The organism is Dysgonomonas sp. HGC4, assembly GCF_001261715.1.
GTDB lineage: Bacteria > Bacteroidota > Bacteroidia > Bacteroidales > Dysgonomonadaceae > Dysgonomonas_A.
Window position 1 is genome coordinate 24,383 of the sequence record NZ_CVRU01000191.1, and the last position, 19,116, is coordinate 43,498.

Here is a 19,116-nt window from a genome sequence, read left to right on the forward strand (position 1 = left end):
TTTATTGTATAATAAAGTTAGATAGAGCTTCTTGTGGAAGTTTTAAATGAACCAATGTGTTAACAAATGAAAAAAACAATTGTTCTAATATTACTAGCATTAAGCATTATATTTTGCAATGAATTATTAGCCCAAAACCGAGAATACTATTCTACTGATAATGGGTTATCTAATAGCCTTATCAATCAGATATACCAAGATAAAAAAGGCTTTATATGGATTGCGACAGAATATGGTCTAAATAAATTTGATGGGATTAACTTTACTATCTATAAGCATATTGATGGAGACTCTACTTCGCTTAAGCATAACTATGTGCGTACTTTATTTGAAGATAGTTCGGGCAATTTTTATGTCGGAACCATCGTTGGGTTAATGAAGTATGATTGGTCTACCGACTCGTTTCAAGACATAAAGATGTATCGTGATGGAAAGATCGTTCGTCCTCATATAATTTCTATTATCGAAACTCATAATGGTGATATTTGGCTGACAACATCAGGACAAAGTATTTTTATCCTGAAAAAAGGGACTGATAATTTTTTGTCTGACCCCATATTAAATAAATCTCTTAGCAGCAGTTTTCTCAATTCTATTTTTCAAGACTCAGAGTTTAATATCTGGATAGGTTCTGAAAATGATGGACTTAATTGTTATGATCCGCGCACAAAAAAGACTACTGTGTTTAAAGCTCCGCACGATATTAGCAGTAACAACATATCGGCTATTAAAGAAGATATAGAAGGGAATATTTATGTAGGTACACTTACTCAGGGTTTGAACAAATACAATCCGAGAATGCAAACTTTCGAGCCTATTTTATATAAAGGCAATACACAATTACTGGTCAACTCATTAATGATAAACAAACAAGATCAACTATATATTGGTACTGACGGACAAGGGTTGATGATGTATAATAAGGAAAAAAATATAATAGAAGATTATGAAGTAAACTCTCCTCCTTTTGACTTTTCAAAGGGGAAGATACATTCTATTCTTCAAGATAAGGATCAGAATTTATGGTTGGGGATTTTTCAGAAAGGCATTATTTTTATTCCGGTTTTAGAGAATAAGTTTAATTATTATGGATACAAATCATTCAAAAATAATCCGATAGGATCAAGTTGTGTTACTGCAATTTATAAAGATAAAGAAGGTATTACATGGATAGGTACTGATAATGATGGTATTTACGGGATAAATAATAAGGGAGTGAGGGTTTCTCATTTTTATCAGACAGCCTCTCCAACCTCTGTTCCTAATATTATACATTCTATTTTCGAAGATTCTTCAGGCGATATGTGGTTGGGCTCATATACTAATGGGTTGGCTAAGTTTAATTCGAAGACGGGACATTGTGATTACATTAAACGTTTTAGCAAAGAAAAGGTATATTGTATAAGGGAAGATAAAAATAAAAATTTACTTATTGGTACATACGGTTCAGGCTTTTTCATGTTAGATAAAGAAGGGAAAGAGGTAATTCATTATGAATCATCTAAACAGGAAAATGATAGCCTTGCTATTAATGAATTATCGAACGATTGGGTTAATTATCTGATTTGTGATAAAGAAGGCTTAATTTGGATAGGTCATTATAAAGGTGTAAGTTGTTTTGATCCTTCTAAAAAGACATTCCTCTCTTACTTTGGTAAGAATAATTTATTACCCGGTACTGTTGTTTTTTCGTTGTTGGAAGACAAAGCTGGAAAAATTTGGATAGGGACTTCGTCTGGATTATATTGCTTCGATAAGCAAACTCAGCAAATGAAATCGTACACAACGAAAGACGGATTGTCGAACGATGTGATATGTGGTATTTTAGAAGATGATCAAAACAATATATGGATCAGCACTTACAATGGAATAAGTAAATTTAATAGTAAGGACAACCGTTTCATTAATTATTATGCAAGTGACGGGTTACAAGGAAATGAATTTACGAGAGGAGCAGTATTTAAAGATAGCAAGGGGACACTATTTTTTGGAGGAATAAATGGAGTGACAAGCTTCGAGCCTAAAGAAATAGTAGAAGAAAAAAGAGAGTTAAATCTCCTGTTAACAAATTTCTATCTGTTTAATCAACCCATAAAAAAAGGGGATAAATCGGGAGGTCGCGAAATAGTTTCAACTTCGGTTTTAGATGCCGATTCGTTTATTTTATCGTATTCAGATAACACTTTTAGTTTTGAGTTTTCTACTCTCGATTTTATTAATCCCGAGCGTATATCGTATCAATATATGATTGAAGGCTTAAATTCAGAGTGGATGAGTACTTCTCCCGGAATTAGTAGGGTAACATATAATAATCTGCCTTCGGGTACTTATACTTTCAAAGTAAGGGCTTACGATAATGATAACTATTCGCCTGTTAAAACTATTCGTATTGTGATTACTCCTCCTTGGTATAAAACGGTGTGGGCATATGCTGGCTATGGATTATTATTCATCTTTGTTATATATGGAATAGTTGGCTATCTTTTTTCTAAGATTAGGCATAAGCAGGAAATAATGGAAAAGGATCATGCCGAAAAGATTAGCGAAGCCAAGTTGCAGTTCTTTATTAATATTTCGCATGAAATAAGAACTCCTATGACGTTAATAATTAACCCACTGGAGAAATTAATTTCGGAGAATAAGGATATTGATAAGCAAAAAGTCTATATGATGATTTATCGAAATTCGCAGCGTATACTTCGACTAATCAATCAGTTGATGGATATTCGTAAATTGGATAAAGGACAAATGAGGCTCAAATGTCGTGAAACAGATATAGTAGGCTTTATCGAAGATCTGATGCTTACGTTTGAATATCAGGCAAAAAAGAATAAAATAGATTTTACTTTCGAGCATGAAGACAAGTTGCTGAAAGTATGGATTGACCTAAATAATTTTGATAAAGTTCTGTTGAATATTTTTTCGAATGCTTTTAAATTTACACCTGAACAGGGAAAAATTACTGTAAAACTAACAGCGGGAAAAGACTCTTCGACCAGAGGACCGTTGAAAGAATACTTTGAGATCAGTGTATCTGATACGGGTATTGGAGTTGATAAAGATAAAATAGAAAAGATATTCGAACGCTTCTATCAGATTAATAATGATCAGACTAATTCTAATTTTGGAACGGGTATCGGTCTGCATCTTTCACGCTTGTTGGTAGAATTACATCATGGGGTTATTTATGCCGAAAATAGAAGTGACAGACAAGGAAGTCATTTTATAATTCGGATACCTTTAGGAAACACTCATTTTAATCAGGAAGAACTTCAAATTTTCGAAGAAAGTGAATTGTTGATTGAAAACCGTACTATAAACAGAGCAGAAACAAATAATAAATTTGAGGAAGAATTTGAGGAAGAAACAAATAAACGTACCAAGTCGAGGACAAAATATCGTATTCTAATTGTAGAAGATGAAGATGAAATAAGACAATACATGAGAGATGAATTATCTTCAGAATACCGTATTAAAGAGTGCCCGAATGGAAAAGAAGCCCTTGAATATATTCTGAGAGAAAAGCCCGATTTAGTAATAAGTGATGTAATGATGCCCGAAATGGATGGCATAACCTTAAGTCGGAAGATAAAACAGAATATCAATATAAATCATATCCCGATTATCTTGCTGACAGCAAAGTCGAAAACCGAAGACAGGCTCGAAGGACTCGAAATAGGTGCAGATGCGTATCTTGTAAAACCCTTTAATACGGATGTCTTAAAACAAACTATAAGTAACTTGATAGCTAATCGCGAACGATTGAAGAGCAAATTCAGTGGAAGCCAGCAGCAGGATGATAAGATTGATAAGATAGAGATGAAGTCTTCGGACGAAATCTTGATAGAAAAAATAATGAAGGTAATCAATGCAGATCTTTCTAATCCCGATTTGAATGTGGAGATGCTTGCAAGCAGTGTTGGGATGAGCCGTGTGCACATGCACCGAAAATTAAAAGAATTGACTAACCAATCAGCTCGCGATTTTATTCGGGGCATAAGGCTAAAACAAGCAGCTACATTGTTGAGAAGTAAAAAGCTATCAGTTTCGGAAGTTGCTTATGCTACGGGATTTTCCAATTTATCGCATTTTTCTAATTCATTCAAAGAGTTTTATGGTGTATCGCCTTCTGAATATATTAACTCGAATCCTTCTGAGGAATCTGAGTGATATATTGAACCTAATTTGTGAATATTAAATACTATAACTCGTAACCGGATGTTGTTATTTATTACTACATTTTAGAGGTACAGCTTTCTTTAATATTTTAGAAACCCTGGCAGCAAATAGGTATGAGACCTTATTTGTAACAAAGAGGAAAATAAATGTTACAAAAAAGAGAGCCGAGGTTTCGTGCTCAAAAGGATGTGTAACAAATATTCTTTTGTGCTTATTGTACTCGTTCTACTTTTGCATATCATCATACTATTATAATGTTATGCAGAAAATTTTAAAACTAATACTGGTCACTGCTATAGGTTTTCAATTTAATCCTTTAGCAAATACGAAAGTCTTGGCACAAACTAATCAGGCTAAGTTTGATTATTTTGAATATCGGGGAAATGACAGCCGTTTTAATCGAAAAATAGACCCCAAGAGTGAGTACTTTAATCCGATAGTCACCGGTTTTTATCCCGACCCGAGTATCTGTCGAAAAGGGAATGATTATTATATGGTACATTCTACATTTTCGTATTACCCCGGCGTACCTATATTACACAGTACAGATTTAGTGAACTGGACACAAATTGGTTTTGTCTTGAATCGCCCTTCACAATTAAATCTAGATGGTATCAGATTGTCAGGAGGAATATATGCACCCGATATACAATATAATAAGTATAACGATACTTTCTACATGATAACAACAAATGTAGATGGTATTGGCAACTTTATAGTGAAAACGAAAGACCCGCAGCTAAATAATTGGTCTGAGCCTATATTGCTTCCTAATGTGGGAGGCATAGATCCATCTTTATTTTTCGACGATGACGGCAAAGCATACATTATACATAATGATGCACCTGCAGGAACTCCTGAATGGAGTGGGCACAGAGCAATTTGGATACATGACTACGATACCGAAACAGACAAAACTTTTGGAGAACGTAAACTATTATTGGATGGAGGTGTAGATCGAAGCACAAAACCTGTTTGGATAGAAGGTCCTCATATTTATAAAGTAAAAGGTAAATATTATCTGATGGCTGCCGAAGGAGGCACAAGTGTAAATCACTCCGAAGTAATACTTCGTGCAGATAATGTAAAAGGTACGTATGTCCCTTATGAAAATAATCCTATTCTTACCCAACGGGGTATGGCTGAACCTCGTCCGGATATAGTAACGAGTGTTGGTCATGCTGATTTAATAGAAACTCCCGATGGAGAATGGTATGCTATATTCTTAGGATGTCGTCCTTATGAGGAAAACTATTATAATACGGGGCGTGAAACATTCTTATTGCCAGTAAAATGGGAAGATGGCTTTCCTGTTATACTAGATAAAGAAATCCCTGTTCCGACAGTTGTGAAGAAAAAAGGACTTAGCCCAAGTGGTACAAACTTTTTCTCAGGTAATTTTACTTGGAGAGATGATTTTCAACTGAATACTTTAGCACAAGAGTGGTTAACTATACGTACACCTCGCGGTGAGTGGTGGCATTTAAAAGATGGCAACCTTGTATTAGATGCTATTCCTAGAAGTATATATGATGTAGATAACCCTGCTTTTATAGGTAGACGTCAGCAACATCTTATTTTTGAAGCAGAAACAGAAGTACAATTTACACCTAAAAGTTCTCACGAGCTGGCAGGATTGGTCTGTTATCAAAACGAAGCATTCAACTTTGTTTTTGGAAAAACGATAGATAATAACAGAGAGATATTAGTCTTGGATCGTTCAGAAAAAGAAAGAAAGCGTATTGCTCAGGTTTCCATCCCAGACGAATATTTACAAAGCTCAGTCCGATTAAAGGTTACAGGAGTTAATGATAAATATAGCTTTTCTGCTTCTTTTGATGCAGGAAAGACATGGCAAATAGTTGCCGAAAATGTGGATGCTAAAAATTTAAGTACACAATCAGCGGGAGGCTTTACGGGTGCCATGATAGGAATGTATGCTTCTTCGGCAAATATAATTCCTGCATTGAAAGATGTATATAAGGACGATTTTCTAATAGGAGTAGCCGTATCCATGAATCACTTTAGAGGTCAGGAAGCAGCTATGATAAAAAAACACTTCAATAGCATAACAGCAGAAAATGATATGAAACCATCAAACCTCTTAGTAAAGGGTGGGGGATATAATTACAAGAATGCAGATCGTATAGCTCATTTTGCTCGAGAGAATAATATGAAACTGCGTGGACATACATTGGTTTGGCACAATCAGACTCCCGAATGGTTCTTCTTAGATGATAAGGGCAATCCGTTAGATTCGACCGAATTATATAATCGTATGGAGAAGTATATGACAGATGTTATGACTCATTTCGAAAACGATGTATATTGCTGGGATGTAGTGAACGAGGCATTATCTGATAAACCCGATGAATTTTACAGAACAGATAGCCCTTGGTATAAAGCTTGCGGCGAAGGTTTTATAGAACGAGCTTTTAGAACAGCACATCGTATTAATCCCAATATAAAATTATTTTATAACGATTATAATCTTGTGCAACCACAGAAACGAGAAAAAGCCTATAAATTGCTCAAACGTTTGAAGGAAGCAGGTGTACCTATTCAGGGAGTAGGCATGCAAGGGCATTGGAGTATGCAGGATATTACACGCGAGGATATTCAGAAATCAATAGATATGTTTTCGTCTTTAGGTCTTGAAATTCAGATTACCGAATTAGACCTTACTGTTTATACCACATATCATGGTGAAGGAGCCAAAATACAGGTAAAAGAAACTCGTGCATGGACACCTGAGTTGGCTAAACAGCAAGCCGATATTTATAAAATGATATTCGAGGTTTTCCGAGCTAATAGAGGGAAAATTACAGGAGTTACTTTCTGGGGACTGGCTGATAACTATACATGGTTACACAATTTTCCTGTACCGAATAGACATGACTATCCCTTCATTTTTAATAATGAGCTAAATATGAAGCAAAGTTTTTGGAATATAGTGGAATTCTAATTGTTAATTCGAGGTTTATGTTTTTGGTAGTAGGGGGTATTCTATTTGAATACTCCCTATTTTATAATGCTACTCAGGTAAGCTAGTCTTACTATATTTCGATTCTTAATCCTACACCTACTTCGTGAATCGAAATATGCTTATTTATTTCAGCCTTGGCTTTAAAGGAAACACAATGACAGGGATATAATTCTTTAATCTTATTCTCTTCGAAATATTTGATAGTACTTAGAAGCTGAGGAGAGATATCAAATAAATGGAATCCTCCAATAACACCAATAATACGCTCTTCTGCTGTTACTTGTTTAGCATATTCAATAATATTGCAAATGCCACTGTGTGAACATCCTGTAATAATAAATATTCCATCATCGCATTTATAGACAAGTGCAGTATCGTCCATCAATAAATCATCAGATTCAGAACCGCAGTCTTTTAATACTCCTATTGGTTGTCTTTTTTCAAAATCATTTAAAGTAGGGATTTCTCCCAGAAAAGTAATATTATCGCTAATTTTAAGAGGTGTCTTTGATAAAGTCAGCTTACAAAGTTTCTCTAATTGCTTAGCAGTGAAAGGCGATCCTATAGATTCGTTTTCGAATGTTTTTTCTTTAAAAGCATAAGGGTGAGCAACTATTCTCGTATTAGAAAGATCTACTTTTTCGCATAAATACTTTAATCCTCTAGTATGATCATCGTGCCCATGAGAAATAGCAATTGTAGATACAGCATTTAGGTCAATAGGCAAAGCTTCTGCATTTTTTATGAATACATCCGAATATCCAACATCCAATAATAACTTGACCCCATTATCTTCAATATAATAGCAAACAGCAGGTTCGCCACAATAGTACTGATCAATCAGAGTGTTATTATCTACTAATACTGTTAATTTCATAAATAGGCTTTTAGCTGATAAATAATGGCAAATATAATAAATATAAAATTGAAGAATCTATGATTAAAAAGTTGAGCTTTCCACCTAAAGATACACTCCTTTATAGTTATTTATAGAAGTGTTTCGAATACAAAATTAAAAAATGTAATTTTGAAAGTTCAGCTTAAAATTAAAAGAAGATGATAATAAGGAAACACACCGATAGTGATAGGAAACGGATAATAGAGTTGTTAAAGTTAAATACTCCCGAGTATTTTTCGCTTGAGGAAGAAGAGGACTTAATTGATTATTTAGATAATCATGCCGACAACTATTATGTTATTGAAGACGATAATGTGATAGTAGGATGCGGCGGTTTTAATCTATCGGAAGATGGAGAGACAGGCAAAATATCATGGGATATTTTTGATCCCCAAAGACAAGGTAAAGGTTATGGAAGTGCATTAACTAAATTCAGAATTCAGAGGATAAAGGAAATTGAAGGAGTGAAGATTGTCTCGGTAAGAACATCACAATTAGTATATCCGTTCTATGAAAAATTTGGCTTAAAACTTCGAGAAGTTGTTAAGGACTATTGGGCTGAAGGATTCGATTTATATAGGCTTGATTCAGATATAAATCTCATTTAATAATTGATATTTTGATTGTCTATTGATCTTTCTGGAGTGATAAATGCGATGCAAATTATTCTTTATAGAGAAATTTGAATAGATAATTGTAAAAAACAGAATAAAGAGTTTCTCTTTCCATGCAAACTTCTACCTTTGCTTTTATATGAAAAATTAACTATTGCATTATTATGATTATTAGAAAAAGGATAATGTTACTTTTATTATCTGTGGCATGTTCTGTTCCGCAGATTTTTGCACAAGAAGCACGTTTGTTACGTTTCCCATCTACAAATGGACAGGAAATTGTGTTTTCTTATGCGGGTGATTTATACAAAACACCAATTAATGGCGGCGAAGCCAAACGACTTACTTCTCATGTGGGGTACGAAATGTTTCCAAAGTTTTCGCCCGATGGTAGAACAATTGCTTTTACAGGGCAATACGACGGTAATACTGAAGTATTTAGTATACCATCGTCGGGAGGAGAACCTCTTCGTTTAACCTACACGGCAACAAATAGGAGAGATGATATTGGCGACCGTATGGGACCCAACAACATTGTAATGACATGGACACCTGATGGGAAAAATATAGTGTACCGTAATCGCATTAGCGATGGTTTTATAGGACTTCTTAAGCAGGTTAGTAACGAGGGAGGATTGTCAGAAACTATTCCATTACCCGAAGGTGGCTTTTGTAGTTATTCGCCAGATGGTAAAAAGTTAGCATATAACCGTGTAATGCGCGAATTCCGTACATGGAAATACTATAAAGGAGGTATGGCTGATGATATCTGGATATATGATTCTGCCAATAAATCGGTTGAAAATATAACAAATAATGATGCGCAGGATATTATGCCTATGTGGATTGGTGATGATATTTATTTTATCTCCGATCGCGATCGTACAATGAATATCTTCGTATATAATACCAAAACGAAGCAAACTTCTAAAGTAACCAACTTTACTGAGTATGACGTGAAATTTCCAAGTCATCATGGTAATACAATAGTGTTTGAAAATGGAGGATATATTTATAAACTAGATGCTATAAATAAGCAAGCTGTTAAAGTAAATATCTTGTTATCATCAGATAATATTTATGCTCGTAGTGAAATTAAGAATGGCGAAAAATATTTGAATGCAGCAAGCCTTTCTCCTGATGGAGAGCGCTTAGTGGTTACTGCACGTGGAGAAATATTTAATCTTCCTGCTGATAAAGGTGTAACAAAAAATATAACACGTTCGCCAGGTGCGCACGATCGTGATGCACAATGGTCGCCCGATGGAAAAACGATTGCTTATATTTCAGATAAAACGGGTGAAACCGAATTATACATACAAGATGCAATAGGATCTGAGGCGGCTATTCAACTGACAAAAAATAATGATACTTATATTCGTGATTTCAATTGGAGTCCCGATTCTAAATCGATCGTATATACAGACCGAAAGAACCGAATTAATTTAGTAGATGTTTCAACGAAACAAAAAACTATATTGCTGACCGATCCTGTAAGTGAGCCAAGTGGTGTAACTTTTTCTCCTGATAGTAAATGGCTTACTTATAGCCGTATGGAGTCTAACGAATTCAATGTGGTATATGTGTTTAATATTGCAGCTAAAAAGGAAACAGCTATTACTGATAAATGGTACGAATCGTATAGTCCAGCTTTCAGTAAAGACGGTAAATATTTAATATTTGCTTCTGCTCGCGATTTTAATCCAATCTATGGGTCTAAAGAGTGGAATCATATATACCCTAATACAAATGGTATTTATGTAGCTCTTTTATCAAAATCAACACCTTCACCATTTCTTGAAAAAGACGCAGAAGTAAAAGTTGAAAGTAGCAGTACTCCTAAGTCGAATGATCCAAAGAAAGCAGCAGCTGAGAAGAAAGATTCTGCAACAGTTGTAAAAATAGATTTTGACGGAATAGCAGATCGAATTGTAAAACTTCCTCTTGATCCTTCTAATTATTGGGGCTTTTATTCGGATGGAGCAAAAGTATATTATAATAAAGGTGGATCGTCTTTTGTTTTTGACCTGAAAACTCAAAAAGAAGAAACAATAGCAGAAGGCGCTACTATATACATTGAAAATTACGATAAGAAAGCTTTGTTTTTGAAGAACAAGCAAGTATTTGTAACTAATATTCCAGCTGGAAAAGTAGATTTGAAAGATCCGGTTAATCTTTCTAATATGAAGATTACTACCGATTACCCACAGGAATGGGCTCAGATATTTAATGAGGCATGGCGTGTTTATCGCGATGGATTTTATGTGGAAAATATGCATGGAGTAGATTGGAAAGCAATCAAAGAAAAATATGCAGTTCTTTTACCATACGTAAAAAATCGTTTAGACCTTAATTATGTTATTGGTGAAATGATTGGCGAGCTGAATTGTGGTCATGCATACGTAAATCCGGGAGAAGTAGATCGTCCAGAGCGTATCAATACAGGATTGTTAGGTGCTGAAATCTCTAGAGATAAGAGTGGATTTTTCCGAATCGAGAAAATATTGCAAGGAGCTTCGTGGAGTAAAGATTTGCGCTCTCCTTTGACTGATGCGGGAATAGAAGCAAAAGCTGGAGACTTTATTGTTGCAATTGACGGAATTCCGACCAATAGTGTGAATGATATGTATTCTCTATTAGTTGGTAAAGCAGGTGTTCCTACTGAAATTTCATTGAATAATAAAGCTGAATTGGCAGGAGCACGTAAAATAGTAATAAGTCCTCTTGCTGAAGAATATTCATTATATCACTACGAGTGGGTACAAAATAACCTAAAGAAAGTAGAGAAAGCTTCGAATGGTAAAATAGGTTATATCTATATTCCTGATATGGGACCTGAGGGACTGAATGAATTTGCACGCTATTTCTATCCTCAATTAGATAAAGAGGGATTGATTATAGATGATAGGGCAAATGGAGGAGGTAATGTCTCACCAATGATTTTGGAACGTCTTGCTCGCGAGCCTTACCGTTTAACAATGCGTCGTGGTTCAACTCGTATCGGTACCGTTCCTGATGCAGTTCAAGTAGGACCTAAAGTTTGTTTGATTAATAAATATTCGGCTTCCGATGGAGATCTTTTCCCTTGGGGATTCAGAGCCTTAGGTTTAGGTAAACTTATCGGTACACGTACTTGGGGTGGTATTGTTGGTATATCGGGTTCTTTACCATTTATTGATGGAACAGATATACGAGTACCTTTCTTTACCAGTTATGATGCTAAAACAGGACAATGGATTATAGAAAATCATGGTGTTGACCCAGATATTCTGATAGACAATGATCCCGTTAAAGAATGGAATGGCGAAGATCAACAGCTGAATAAAGCTATTGAAGAGGTAATGAAAGATCTTAAAACCAGAGAACCTCTTAAACCGGTTCCATCTCCAAGAGTATGGAATAAATAAAGAGAGTAAAAAATAAATATAGAATAGGCTTACATAAAAATGTAAGCCTATTTTTATAGTAGCCAATCTTCTTTATAGGGTTGGGGCTAGTTGGATTGCAAAGTTTCTGGAAATTGGTAGTTCCGAACAAAACAATGTTTCTCAGTGTTTTAATTAGAATTGAAGCTTTCCTTAGAAAGCTAATATCTACATTAAAACTACCAGATTATGAAAAATAGAAATTTATTGATTGGTTGCTCGGCATTAGTTGTAGGTGCAACTCTTGCTTTTGCACTTAAGTCTTGTAAAACAATACCTAAGGGGGCTGTTGCTGTAAAACCATTCGATAAGGAAAAATATTTAGGGAAATGGTATGAGATTGCACGTCTGGATTTTCATTACGAAAAGAATATGAATAATACATCAGCCGAATATTCATTAAATGAAGATGGTAGCATTAAAGTTGTTAATAGAGGGTATAATTACATAAAGAACGAGGAAAAGGAGGCTATTGGCAAAGCTAAATTTGTAGGCTCATCGGATGAGGCAAAACTTAAAGTATCTTTTTTTGGTCCATTTTATGCAGGTTATAATGTAATCGCCATAGATTCTGATTATAAATATGCCTTGATTGCAGGTAAGAGTCTTAAATACTTATGGTTGCTCTCACGAAAAAAAACGATGCCCGAAAAGGTAAAGCAAGCTTATCTTAAAAAGGCAGAAAGTCTGGGATATGATGTATCTAAGCTCGTATGGGTAGAACACCATAAATAAGTTTATTTATATTGAGTGTTATATGTGTTAACTTTTATCTATTTATAATTGTTGTTGATAGACTGCATGAGTAAATAATATATGGACTATCTTTATATGCTAAAGATTGCATAACGAGATATTCTAAATACTGAAAAAGTAGAAGTATATTAATTATATTTCGTCGCTATAGTGTTAGATATTGCAATGTCTGACACTATTTTATTGTATGCGGAATATTGTTTTTGAGTAATATAACTAATAAGTAAAATAAAAAATGTTGAATATAGGATGTCATTTGTCTATATCGAAAGGCTATGAAGCCATGGGTAAAGACGCTTTAAGTATTGGTGCAAATACTTTTCAATTTTTCACACGTAATCCTCGTGGAGGTAGTGCTAAAGAGATAGACCCGAAAGATGCCGAGGCTTTGGCTCGATTAATGGACGAAAATAACTTTGCTCCTATATTAGCACATGCTCCATACACCCTAAACTTATGCTCAGCCGAACCTAAAACGAGAAAGTTTGGTAGAGAAATGATGGCTGATGATTTGCGAAGAATGGAACAACTACCATGTAAACTATATAACTTTCATCCGGGCAGTCATACCTCTCAGAGTGTTGATGTGGCTATCGGACAGATTATAGAAGCGCTTAATATGCTTATAACTCCCGAGCAAACTACAATTGTATTACTCGAAACAATGGCAGGTAAGGGGAGCGAAGTGGGCAGAACATTTGAGGAATTAAAGCAAATATTGGATGGCGTAACTCTACAAGATAAAATGGGCGTTTGCCTCGATACTTGTCATTTATACGATGCAGGGTATGATATTGTAAATGATCTGGAGGGAGTTATTTCTCACTTTGATACGGTAATCGGCTTAGAAAGATTATATGCTATACATTTAAATGATAGTATGAATCCTAAAGGAAGTGGTAAAGATAGGCATGCAACCATTGGCGAAGGTACCATTGGTTTGGAGACGATGAAGCGCGTAATTAATCATCCAAAGTTGACTCATTTACCTTTCTATCTGGAAACTCCTAACGAGTTAGATGGTCATGCCAAAGAGATTAAAATACTCAAAGAACTATATCAAGAAACGGACCGTACTACAGTAAAAGCTATCTGATAGATAAAATTGAAGAAACCTCGAAAAGTCGATAAGGGTATGATAATAAGTGCGAGTAGACGTACAGATATTCCAGCTTTATATTCCGATTGGTTTTTTAACCGATTGAAAGAGGGATATGTTCTTGTACAAAATCCAAGAAATCCTTATCGATTTAGTAAAGTATTGTTGAATTCACAAGTTGTGGATTGTTTTGTGTTCTGGTCGAAGAATCCACTTCCTATGATCAATAGGCTGAGTGAGTTGGATAATTATAAGTATTATTTTCAGTTTACATTAACTCCCTACGAAAGAGATATCGAAATAAGATTACCGTCGGTTGAAAAAAGAATAGAGATATTTAAGCGACTGTCAGATAGAATAGGAGGCGACAAAATTGTTTGGAGATATGACCCTATTTTTATTAATGAGACGTATTCTATAGAGTTTCATCAGGAAGCATTTTTTCGAATAACTTCACAGCTGAAAGATTATACGGAGAAATGTATAATTAGTTTTATCGATCATTATGCTCATATAAAAAACGTTTTTGATAGGTTCCATATAAAGCCAATGTCAGATTATGAGATTAAATTGATAATGGAATCTTTCTCGAAAATAGTATCTGAATTTAATCTGAAACTCAAAACATGTGCGGAAGATATTGATTTGAATGAATTCAATATATCTCATGGTGTTTGTATTGATAAAGGTTTGATAGAGCAAATTATAGAGTGTTCACTGATTGCTAAAAAGGATAAGAATCAGCGGGCTATGTGTAATTGTATAGAAAGTGTAGATATTGGCACTTACGATACCTGCCCTCATGGTTGTATATATTGTTATGCAACCACTAACAGTGATAGAGTATATCGGAATATAAAGTTACATGATAAAAAATCCCCCAAACTTTTAGGTCATCCTAATGAGACAGATATTATTACTCTTAAAGAGATGAAAGCCTTGAGAACAAATCAAAAGACATTGTTCTGACAGAATAAAGCTTGTTGTATATAAGTGATTATACTCTAAGTTAAGTTTAAAAATGATATAGCATTTCACCCTTAGCATCTATAAAACCATATTTTTCATAGACCGATCTACCTGCATCTGTAGCATTTAGTAAGACTTTTTTATAACCTAGATTTTTAGCTTCATCCATTGTCAATGAAAAAAGATGGGAAGCTATTCCTTTCCCTCTAAAGTTTGGTACAGTGTACATGTTGCTAATATAGGCTACTTTTCCATTGCGAGAATCTCTGTTGGGAGGCAATAGATAAAGAGTTAATCCGCTTGTTGCAACAATCTCATTATTGTCTAAAGCTATCCATGCCACAAAACTATTGTTATTAAGAGCATTTTCGAAGTATGCTTTATTATTTATAAATAATTCTTCTGTATCTGTACTAATGTTATTAACTTCATTAAGAAAGTCTACTCTTGTTTTTGCCAGTAAAGAAATGTCATCTATTGTAGCCTTGCGATATTCTATCATATTCAATTCAATATTTTATAATTATAAAGAGGACTAAATATAGGAAGTTTCTGATAATTATTTCAAAAATTGCGACATAGGGTTGTCGCAACCCCTATCTATTTTTGTTGTTGATAAGAGAATCGTTAAAACAAAAAACAGACAATTATGAAATTGAAATTACAATTGGTTTTTCCTGGAACATGCGAAGAAGCCTTTAACTTGTATAAAGAAGCTTTGGATGGTGAAATTGCTTTTCTATTCAGAAAAAGAGAGGATAAAAGTATTGAAGTTAGCAAAGAAGAGGGTGAGAAAATTTCTCATATGGTTCTAAAAACTAAATACTTTGAAATAGGAGGGCAGGATGCTGATAGAGGAGAAATAATAAATGGCGGAAATAATGCCAAACAAGTGTTGGTTTTTACCAATATGGAAGAATTAAACAACGCATTTGATTTACTTTCTAAAGATGGAGAAATTACAACTCCTCTCGAAAAGACATTCTTCTCAGAAGCTATTGGTGAAGTGGTTGATAAATTTGGTATCCGATGGCTTATAATGATGACCGATGACGATTATTCTGCTTAATAATAGTAGTGTATATGAAAAAAAGGATTGGCAGAATTTTTTATTGTTCTGCTGATCTTTTTATTTTTAGTCGTAATTTCACCATAGTAATAAATTACCATGCCTATGAATCGTATAGATCGGTTATCTGCCATCTTAATAATGCTTCAATCTTCTTCATCCGTAAAAACGAAGCATATCAGCGATCGCTTTAATATTAGCGTTCGAACGGTTTATAGAGATATAAAAGCTTTAGAAGATGCGGGTATTCCTATTACAGGAGATTCTCGTGTAGGTTTTTCGTTGGTCGAAGGTTTCAAACTACCACCACTCATGTTTACCGAAGAAGAGGCTTTTTCATTTTTGGCAGCAGAAAGATTAGTTGATAGGTTCTCTGATTTTGGCTTTAAAGAGAATTACCGATCAGGTATTGAGAAGATTAAGGCTGTGATGCGTTTGGCTGAAAGAGAGACCATTGATAACTTTAGTCCTACAATTGATTCATTGGATTTTCAATTTCAGAATCCGACTGATTCTCAGAATATTCTTCAAGCGGTAATGAGACAAATTGCAAATAGAAAGCAAATTGTGATTTCTTATTTCTCTTATAATAAGCAAGAGCTATCAAACCGAAAGATAGACCCGATAGGTATATTCTTCTCGATGTCTAATTGGTACTTAATCGCTTTTTGTCATATTAAAAAAGATTACCAAACTTTTCGTGTCAACCGAATTAAGAATATTATTGAGACAGACAACAACTTTGAACGTGAGCATCCATCATTTAAATCGTTATTAAAAACACTAGGCGATAAGCAAGATTTACACGAAGTGATTCTTGAAGTAAATAAAACAGAATATTCACTGATTGATGAGAGTAAATACTATCAGGGATTGATAAAAGAGAAAGAAGAAGGAGAGAAAGTTGAATTACATTTCATGGTTTTCTCTTTAGAACGATTTGCCCGATGGTATCTTTCTTTTTTAGATGTCGCTAAGATTTTGTATCCGCAAGATTTTAAGAAGATTATCAAAATTATAATTAATAATGCTAAAATGTAGCTATGCCTTATACCTCTCCCTTTATTTACGGTATAACCCATTCATATAGATTGGCAATCAATCTCAACGGAATTTAAGGATATGTCTTAAATAAAGAAAGTAGTTGTTGGACTGCAACTACCTTCTTTATAAAATATTTCAATATATATTAGTTATATATATCGGAATTAAGGTATTTGTATTTTAGATAAATCTTCATCTTTATTCAGTTTTCGGATAACTCTTGCAGGATTACCCACCGCAAGAGAGTCTGAAGGGATGTCTTTTGTGACTACCGACCCTGCTCCAATAACGCATCTATCGCCAATAGTTACACCGGGGCAAATGGTAGAATGTCCACCAATCCAGCAACGTTTACCTATTGTTACCGGTTTGCAATCTTCCCATACATCACGCTCGTTAGCATCGAGAGGATGCTGAGCTGTATAAATGTGTACTCCGGGAGCAATTAGAGTTCCATCACCAATAGTTACCTTTGCTCCATCCAAAATAACTGCTCCAAAATTGATGAAAACTTTATCTCCTGCATAAATATGATCACCATAATCACAATAGAAAGAAGGCTCAGTATAAAAGTTATTAGCAGAATTTGGAAATAATTCTCGCATCACATCATGAAACTTATCTGTATGATATTCTGTAACATTCAGTTTGTGAAGAAGCTTTTTTACTTCGGAGCGGATAGCTGTCATTTCTTCGCTATGTGCCCAATAAGGCTCTCCTGCAAACATTTTTTCTTTTTCGGTTCTCATTCTTATATTTTAGTTGTATCGCGTTGTCGTTGGTAGGATCAGAATTATGTATTTGTTCTCCGTGAACGAACATATTGGTTTGCCTCTACGCCAAAGCGAAAAGAAAAGTCTTAGACCTTTTTATTTTTTTGTTGAAAATTTATAAATACAGGTTTGTACATATTCTTCTCCCGGATTTAGTCTTGTTGACGGAAACTGTGGTTGATTAGGAGTATCCGGATATTTTTGTGTCTCTAAAGCTACAGCTTCTCTGTAATTATGAGCTTTGCCGTATTTACCGATAACTTTCCCATCCAGAAAATTTCCACTGTAAAATTGTATTCCGGGTTGGTCTGACCATACTTCCATTACTCTACCACTTGTAGGATCGTATAAGCTTGCGATAAACTCTACATCTTTCTCAGTTTTACGATCTACAACCCAATTATGATCATATCCTAAGCCGTTTTTTAGTTGTTGGTCGTCAGCATCAATTCTAGCTCCGATAGTTGTTGGAGTTCTGAAATCAAATGGTGTTCCTTCAACCGAAGTAATTTTTCCCGTTGGAATTAAAACACTATCTACGGGAGTTATGCCACTAGCATTGATCGTTAACAGATGATCGGTAATAGTTCCATTGCCTGCTCCTTTAAGGTTGAAGAATGAATGATGCGATAGATTTACATGTGTTGGCTTATCAGTTGTGGCACTATATGTAATCTTAAATTCATTTTCAGGAGTAAGTGTGTATATCATTTTTACGTTTACAGTTCCGGGGAATCCTTCTTCTCCATCGGGAGAAGTATAAGACAATTGTATTCGATTTTTGCTTATGCTATCCACATTCCATATCTTCATATCAAAACCATCGGGACCACCATGAAGCGTTTGTCCATTATTATTAACGGGCAATTGATATTTTACACCATCAATCGTAAATTGTCCTTTTGCAATACGATTTGCATATCGCCCCACAACTGGACCTAGACAACGCTCTCCTTCATAATTCAAGTATTTATCGATGTTGTCATGTCCGAAAACAATGTCCTCATATTTGCCATCTTTATCGGGAGTCCAAAGAGAAATAACCCGTCCTCCAAAATTAGAAACTTGCATGGTTATGCCATTTCCCGAATCTAGAGTATAAAGTTTAATGTCTTTGCCATCTACTATTTTTGTAAATGCCGAATCTGCCATCAATGTAATTTGTGATCCTGCAGTTTGTTCAGGTTTAGCTTGTTTATTTCCACATGAGAATAAACAAAGTGCTATTCCTAGATAAAATATCTTTTTCATATATGTATAAATTAGGGTTGTTTATCTAATATCATAGTAATAAAAAGGTCTGA

At 34.6% G+C, this 19,116-nt stretch carries 13 protein-coding genes; 9 read left to right on the forward strand and 4 right to left on the reverse strand.

Annotation, left to right across the window (positions count from 1 at the left end; genetic code table 11):
• Positions 1–66: 66 nt before the first annotated feature.
• Both HGC4_RS17685 and HGC4_RS18750 read left to right on the forward strand, forming a co-directional pair.
• Positions 67–4,170, forward strand: a complete 4,104-nt coding sequence (locus HGC4_RS17685; protein WP_050711468.1) for a hybrid sensor histidine kinase/response regulator transcription factor — start codon at positions 67–69, stop codon at positions 4,168–4,170.
• A 268-nt stretch (positions 4,171–4,438) separates the two neighbouring features.
• On the forward strand, positions 4,439–7,144 hold the full coding sequence (locus HGC4_RS18750; protein ID WP_157258383.1) for an endo-1,4-beta-xylanase: 2,706 nt from the start codon (positions 4,439–4,441) through the stop codon (positions 7,142–7,144).
• A 91-nt stretch (positions 7,145–7,235) separates the two neighbouring features.
• On the opposite strand, the gene HGC4_RS17695 is transcribed toward HGC4_RS18750, so the two are convergent.
• Positions 7,236–8,042 (reverse strand): MBL fold metallo-hydrolase, encoded by an 807-nt coding sequence (locus HGC4_RS17695; protein ID WP_050711469.1) that lies wholly within the window; start codon positions 8,040–8,042, stop codon positions 7,236–7,238.
• Positions 8,043–8,221: 179 nt separating this feature from the next.
• On the opposite strand from HGC4_RS17695, the gene HGC4_RS17700 reads away from it, so the two are divergent.
• The 5 genes from HGC4_RS17700 (at position 8,222) to HGC4_RS17720 (ending at position 14,926) form a co-directional block, all read left to right on the forward strand.
• Positions 8,222–8,671 (forward strand): GNAT family N-acetyltransferase, encoded by a 450-nt coding sequence (locus HGC4_RS17700; RefSeq protein ID WP_050711470.1) that lies wholly within the window; start codon positions 8,222–8,224, stop codon positions 8,669–8,671.
• A gap of 191 nt (positions 8,672–8,862) precedes the next feature.
• Positions 8,863–12,084 carry a S41 family peptidase gene (locus HGC4_RS17705; RefSeq protein ID WP_242047121.1) on the forward strand — a complete coding sequence of 1,074 codons (3,222 nt, stop codon included), beginning with the start codon at positions 8,863–8,865 and terminating at the stop codon, positions 12,082–12,084.
• Positions 12,085–12,291: 207 nt separating this feature from the next.
• Entirely contained in the window at positions 12,292–12,837 is a 546-nt protein-coding gene (locus HGC4_RS17710; RefSeq protein WP_050711471.1) for a lipocalin family protein, read from the forward strand.
• A 256-nt stretch (positions 12,838–13,093) separates the two neighbouring features.
• On the forward strand, positions 13,094–13,954 hold the full coding sequence (locus HGC4_RS17715; RefSeq protein WP_050711472.1) for a deoxyribonuclease IV: 861 nt from the start codon (positions 13,094–13,096) through the stop codon (positions 13,952–13,954).
• 39 nt (positions 13,955–13,993) lie between these two features.
• Positions 13,994–14,926 carry a DUF1848 domain-containing protein gene (locus HGC4_RS17720; RefSeq protein WP_050711473.1) on the forward strand — a complete coding sequence of 311 codons (933 nt, stop codon included), beginning with the start codon at positions 13,994–13,996 and terminating at the stop codon, positions 14,924–14,926.
• Between the two features lie 46 nt (positions 14,927–14,972).
• On the opposite strand, the gene HGC4_RS17725 is transcribed toward HGC4_RS17720, so the two are convergent.
• Positions 14,973–15,428, reverse strand: a complete 456-nt coding sequence (locus tag HGC4_RS17725; protein WP_050711474.1) for a GNAT family N-acetyltransferase — start codon at positions 15,426–15,428, stop codon at positions 14,973–14,975.
• Positions 15,429–15,575: 147 nt separating this feature from the next.
• Between HGC4_RS17725 and HGC4_RS17730 the strand changes: the two genes are divergently transcribed.
• Together HGC4_RS17730 and HGC4_RS17735 are read left to right on the forward strand one after the other, a co-directional pair.
• Positions 15,576–15,995 carry a VOC family protein gene (locus tag HGC4_RS17730; protein ID WP_050711475.1) on the forward strand — a complete coding sequence of 140 codons (420 nt, stop codon included), beginning with the start codon at positions 15,576–15,578 and terminating at the stop codon, positions 15,993–15,995.
• 105 nt (positions 15,996–16,100) lie between these two features.
• Positions 16,101–17,036 carry a helix-turn-helix transcriptional regulator gene (locus tag HGC4_RS17735; RefSeq protein WP_185099989.1) on the forward strand — a complete coding sequence of 312 codons (936 nt, stop codon included), beginning with the start codon at positions 16,101–16,103 and terminating at the stop codon, positions 17,034–17,036.
• A 167-nt stretch (positions 17,037–17,203) separates the two neighbouring features.
• Here HGC4_RS17735 and HGC4_RS17740 read toward each other — a convergent pair whose 3' ends face one another.
• Positions 17,204–17,788, reverse strand: a complete 585-nt coding sequence (locus HGC4_RS17740; protein WP_050711477.1) for a sugar O-acetyltransferase — start codon at positions 17,786–17,788, stop codon at positions 17,204–17,206.
• Between the two features lie 120 nt (positions 17,789–17,908).
• Positions 17,909–19,063, reverse strand: a complete 1,155-nt coding sequence (locus HGC4_RS17745) for an aldose epimerase family protein (RefSeq protein ID WP_050711478.1) — start codon at positions 19,061–19,063, stop codon at positions 17,909–17,911.
• Positions 19,064–19,116 lie beyond the last annotated feature (53 nt).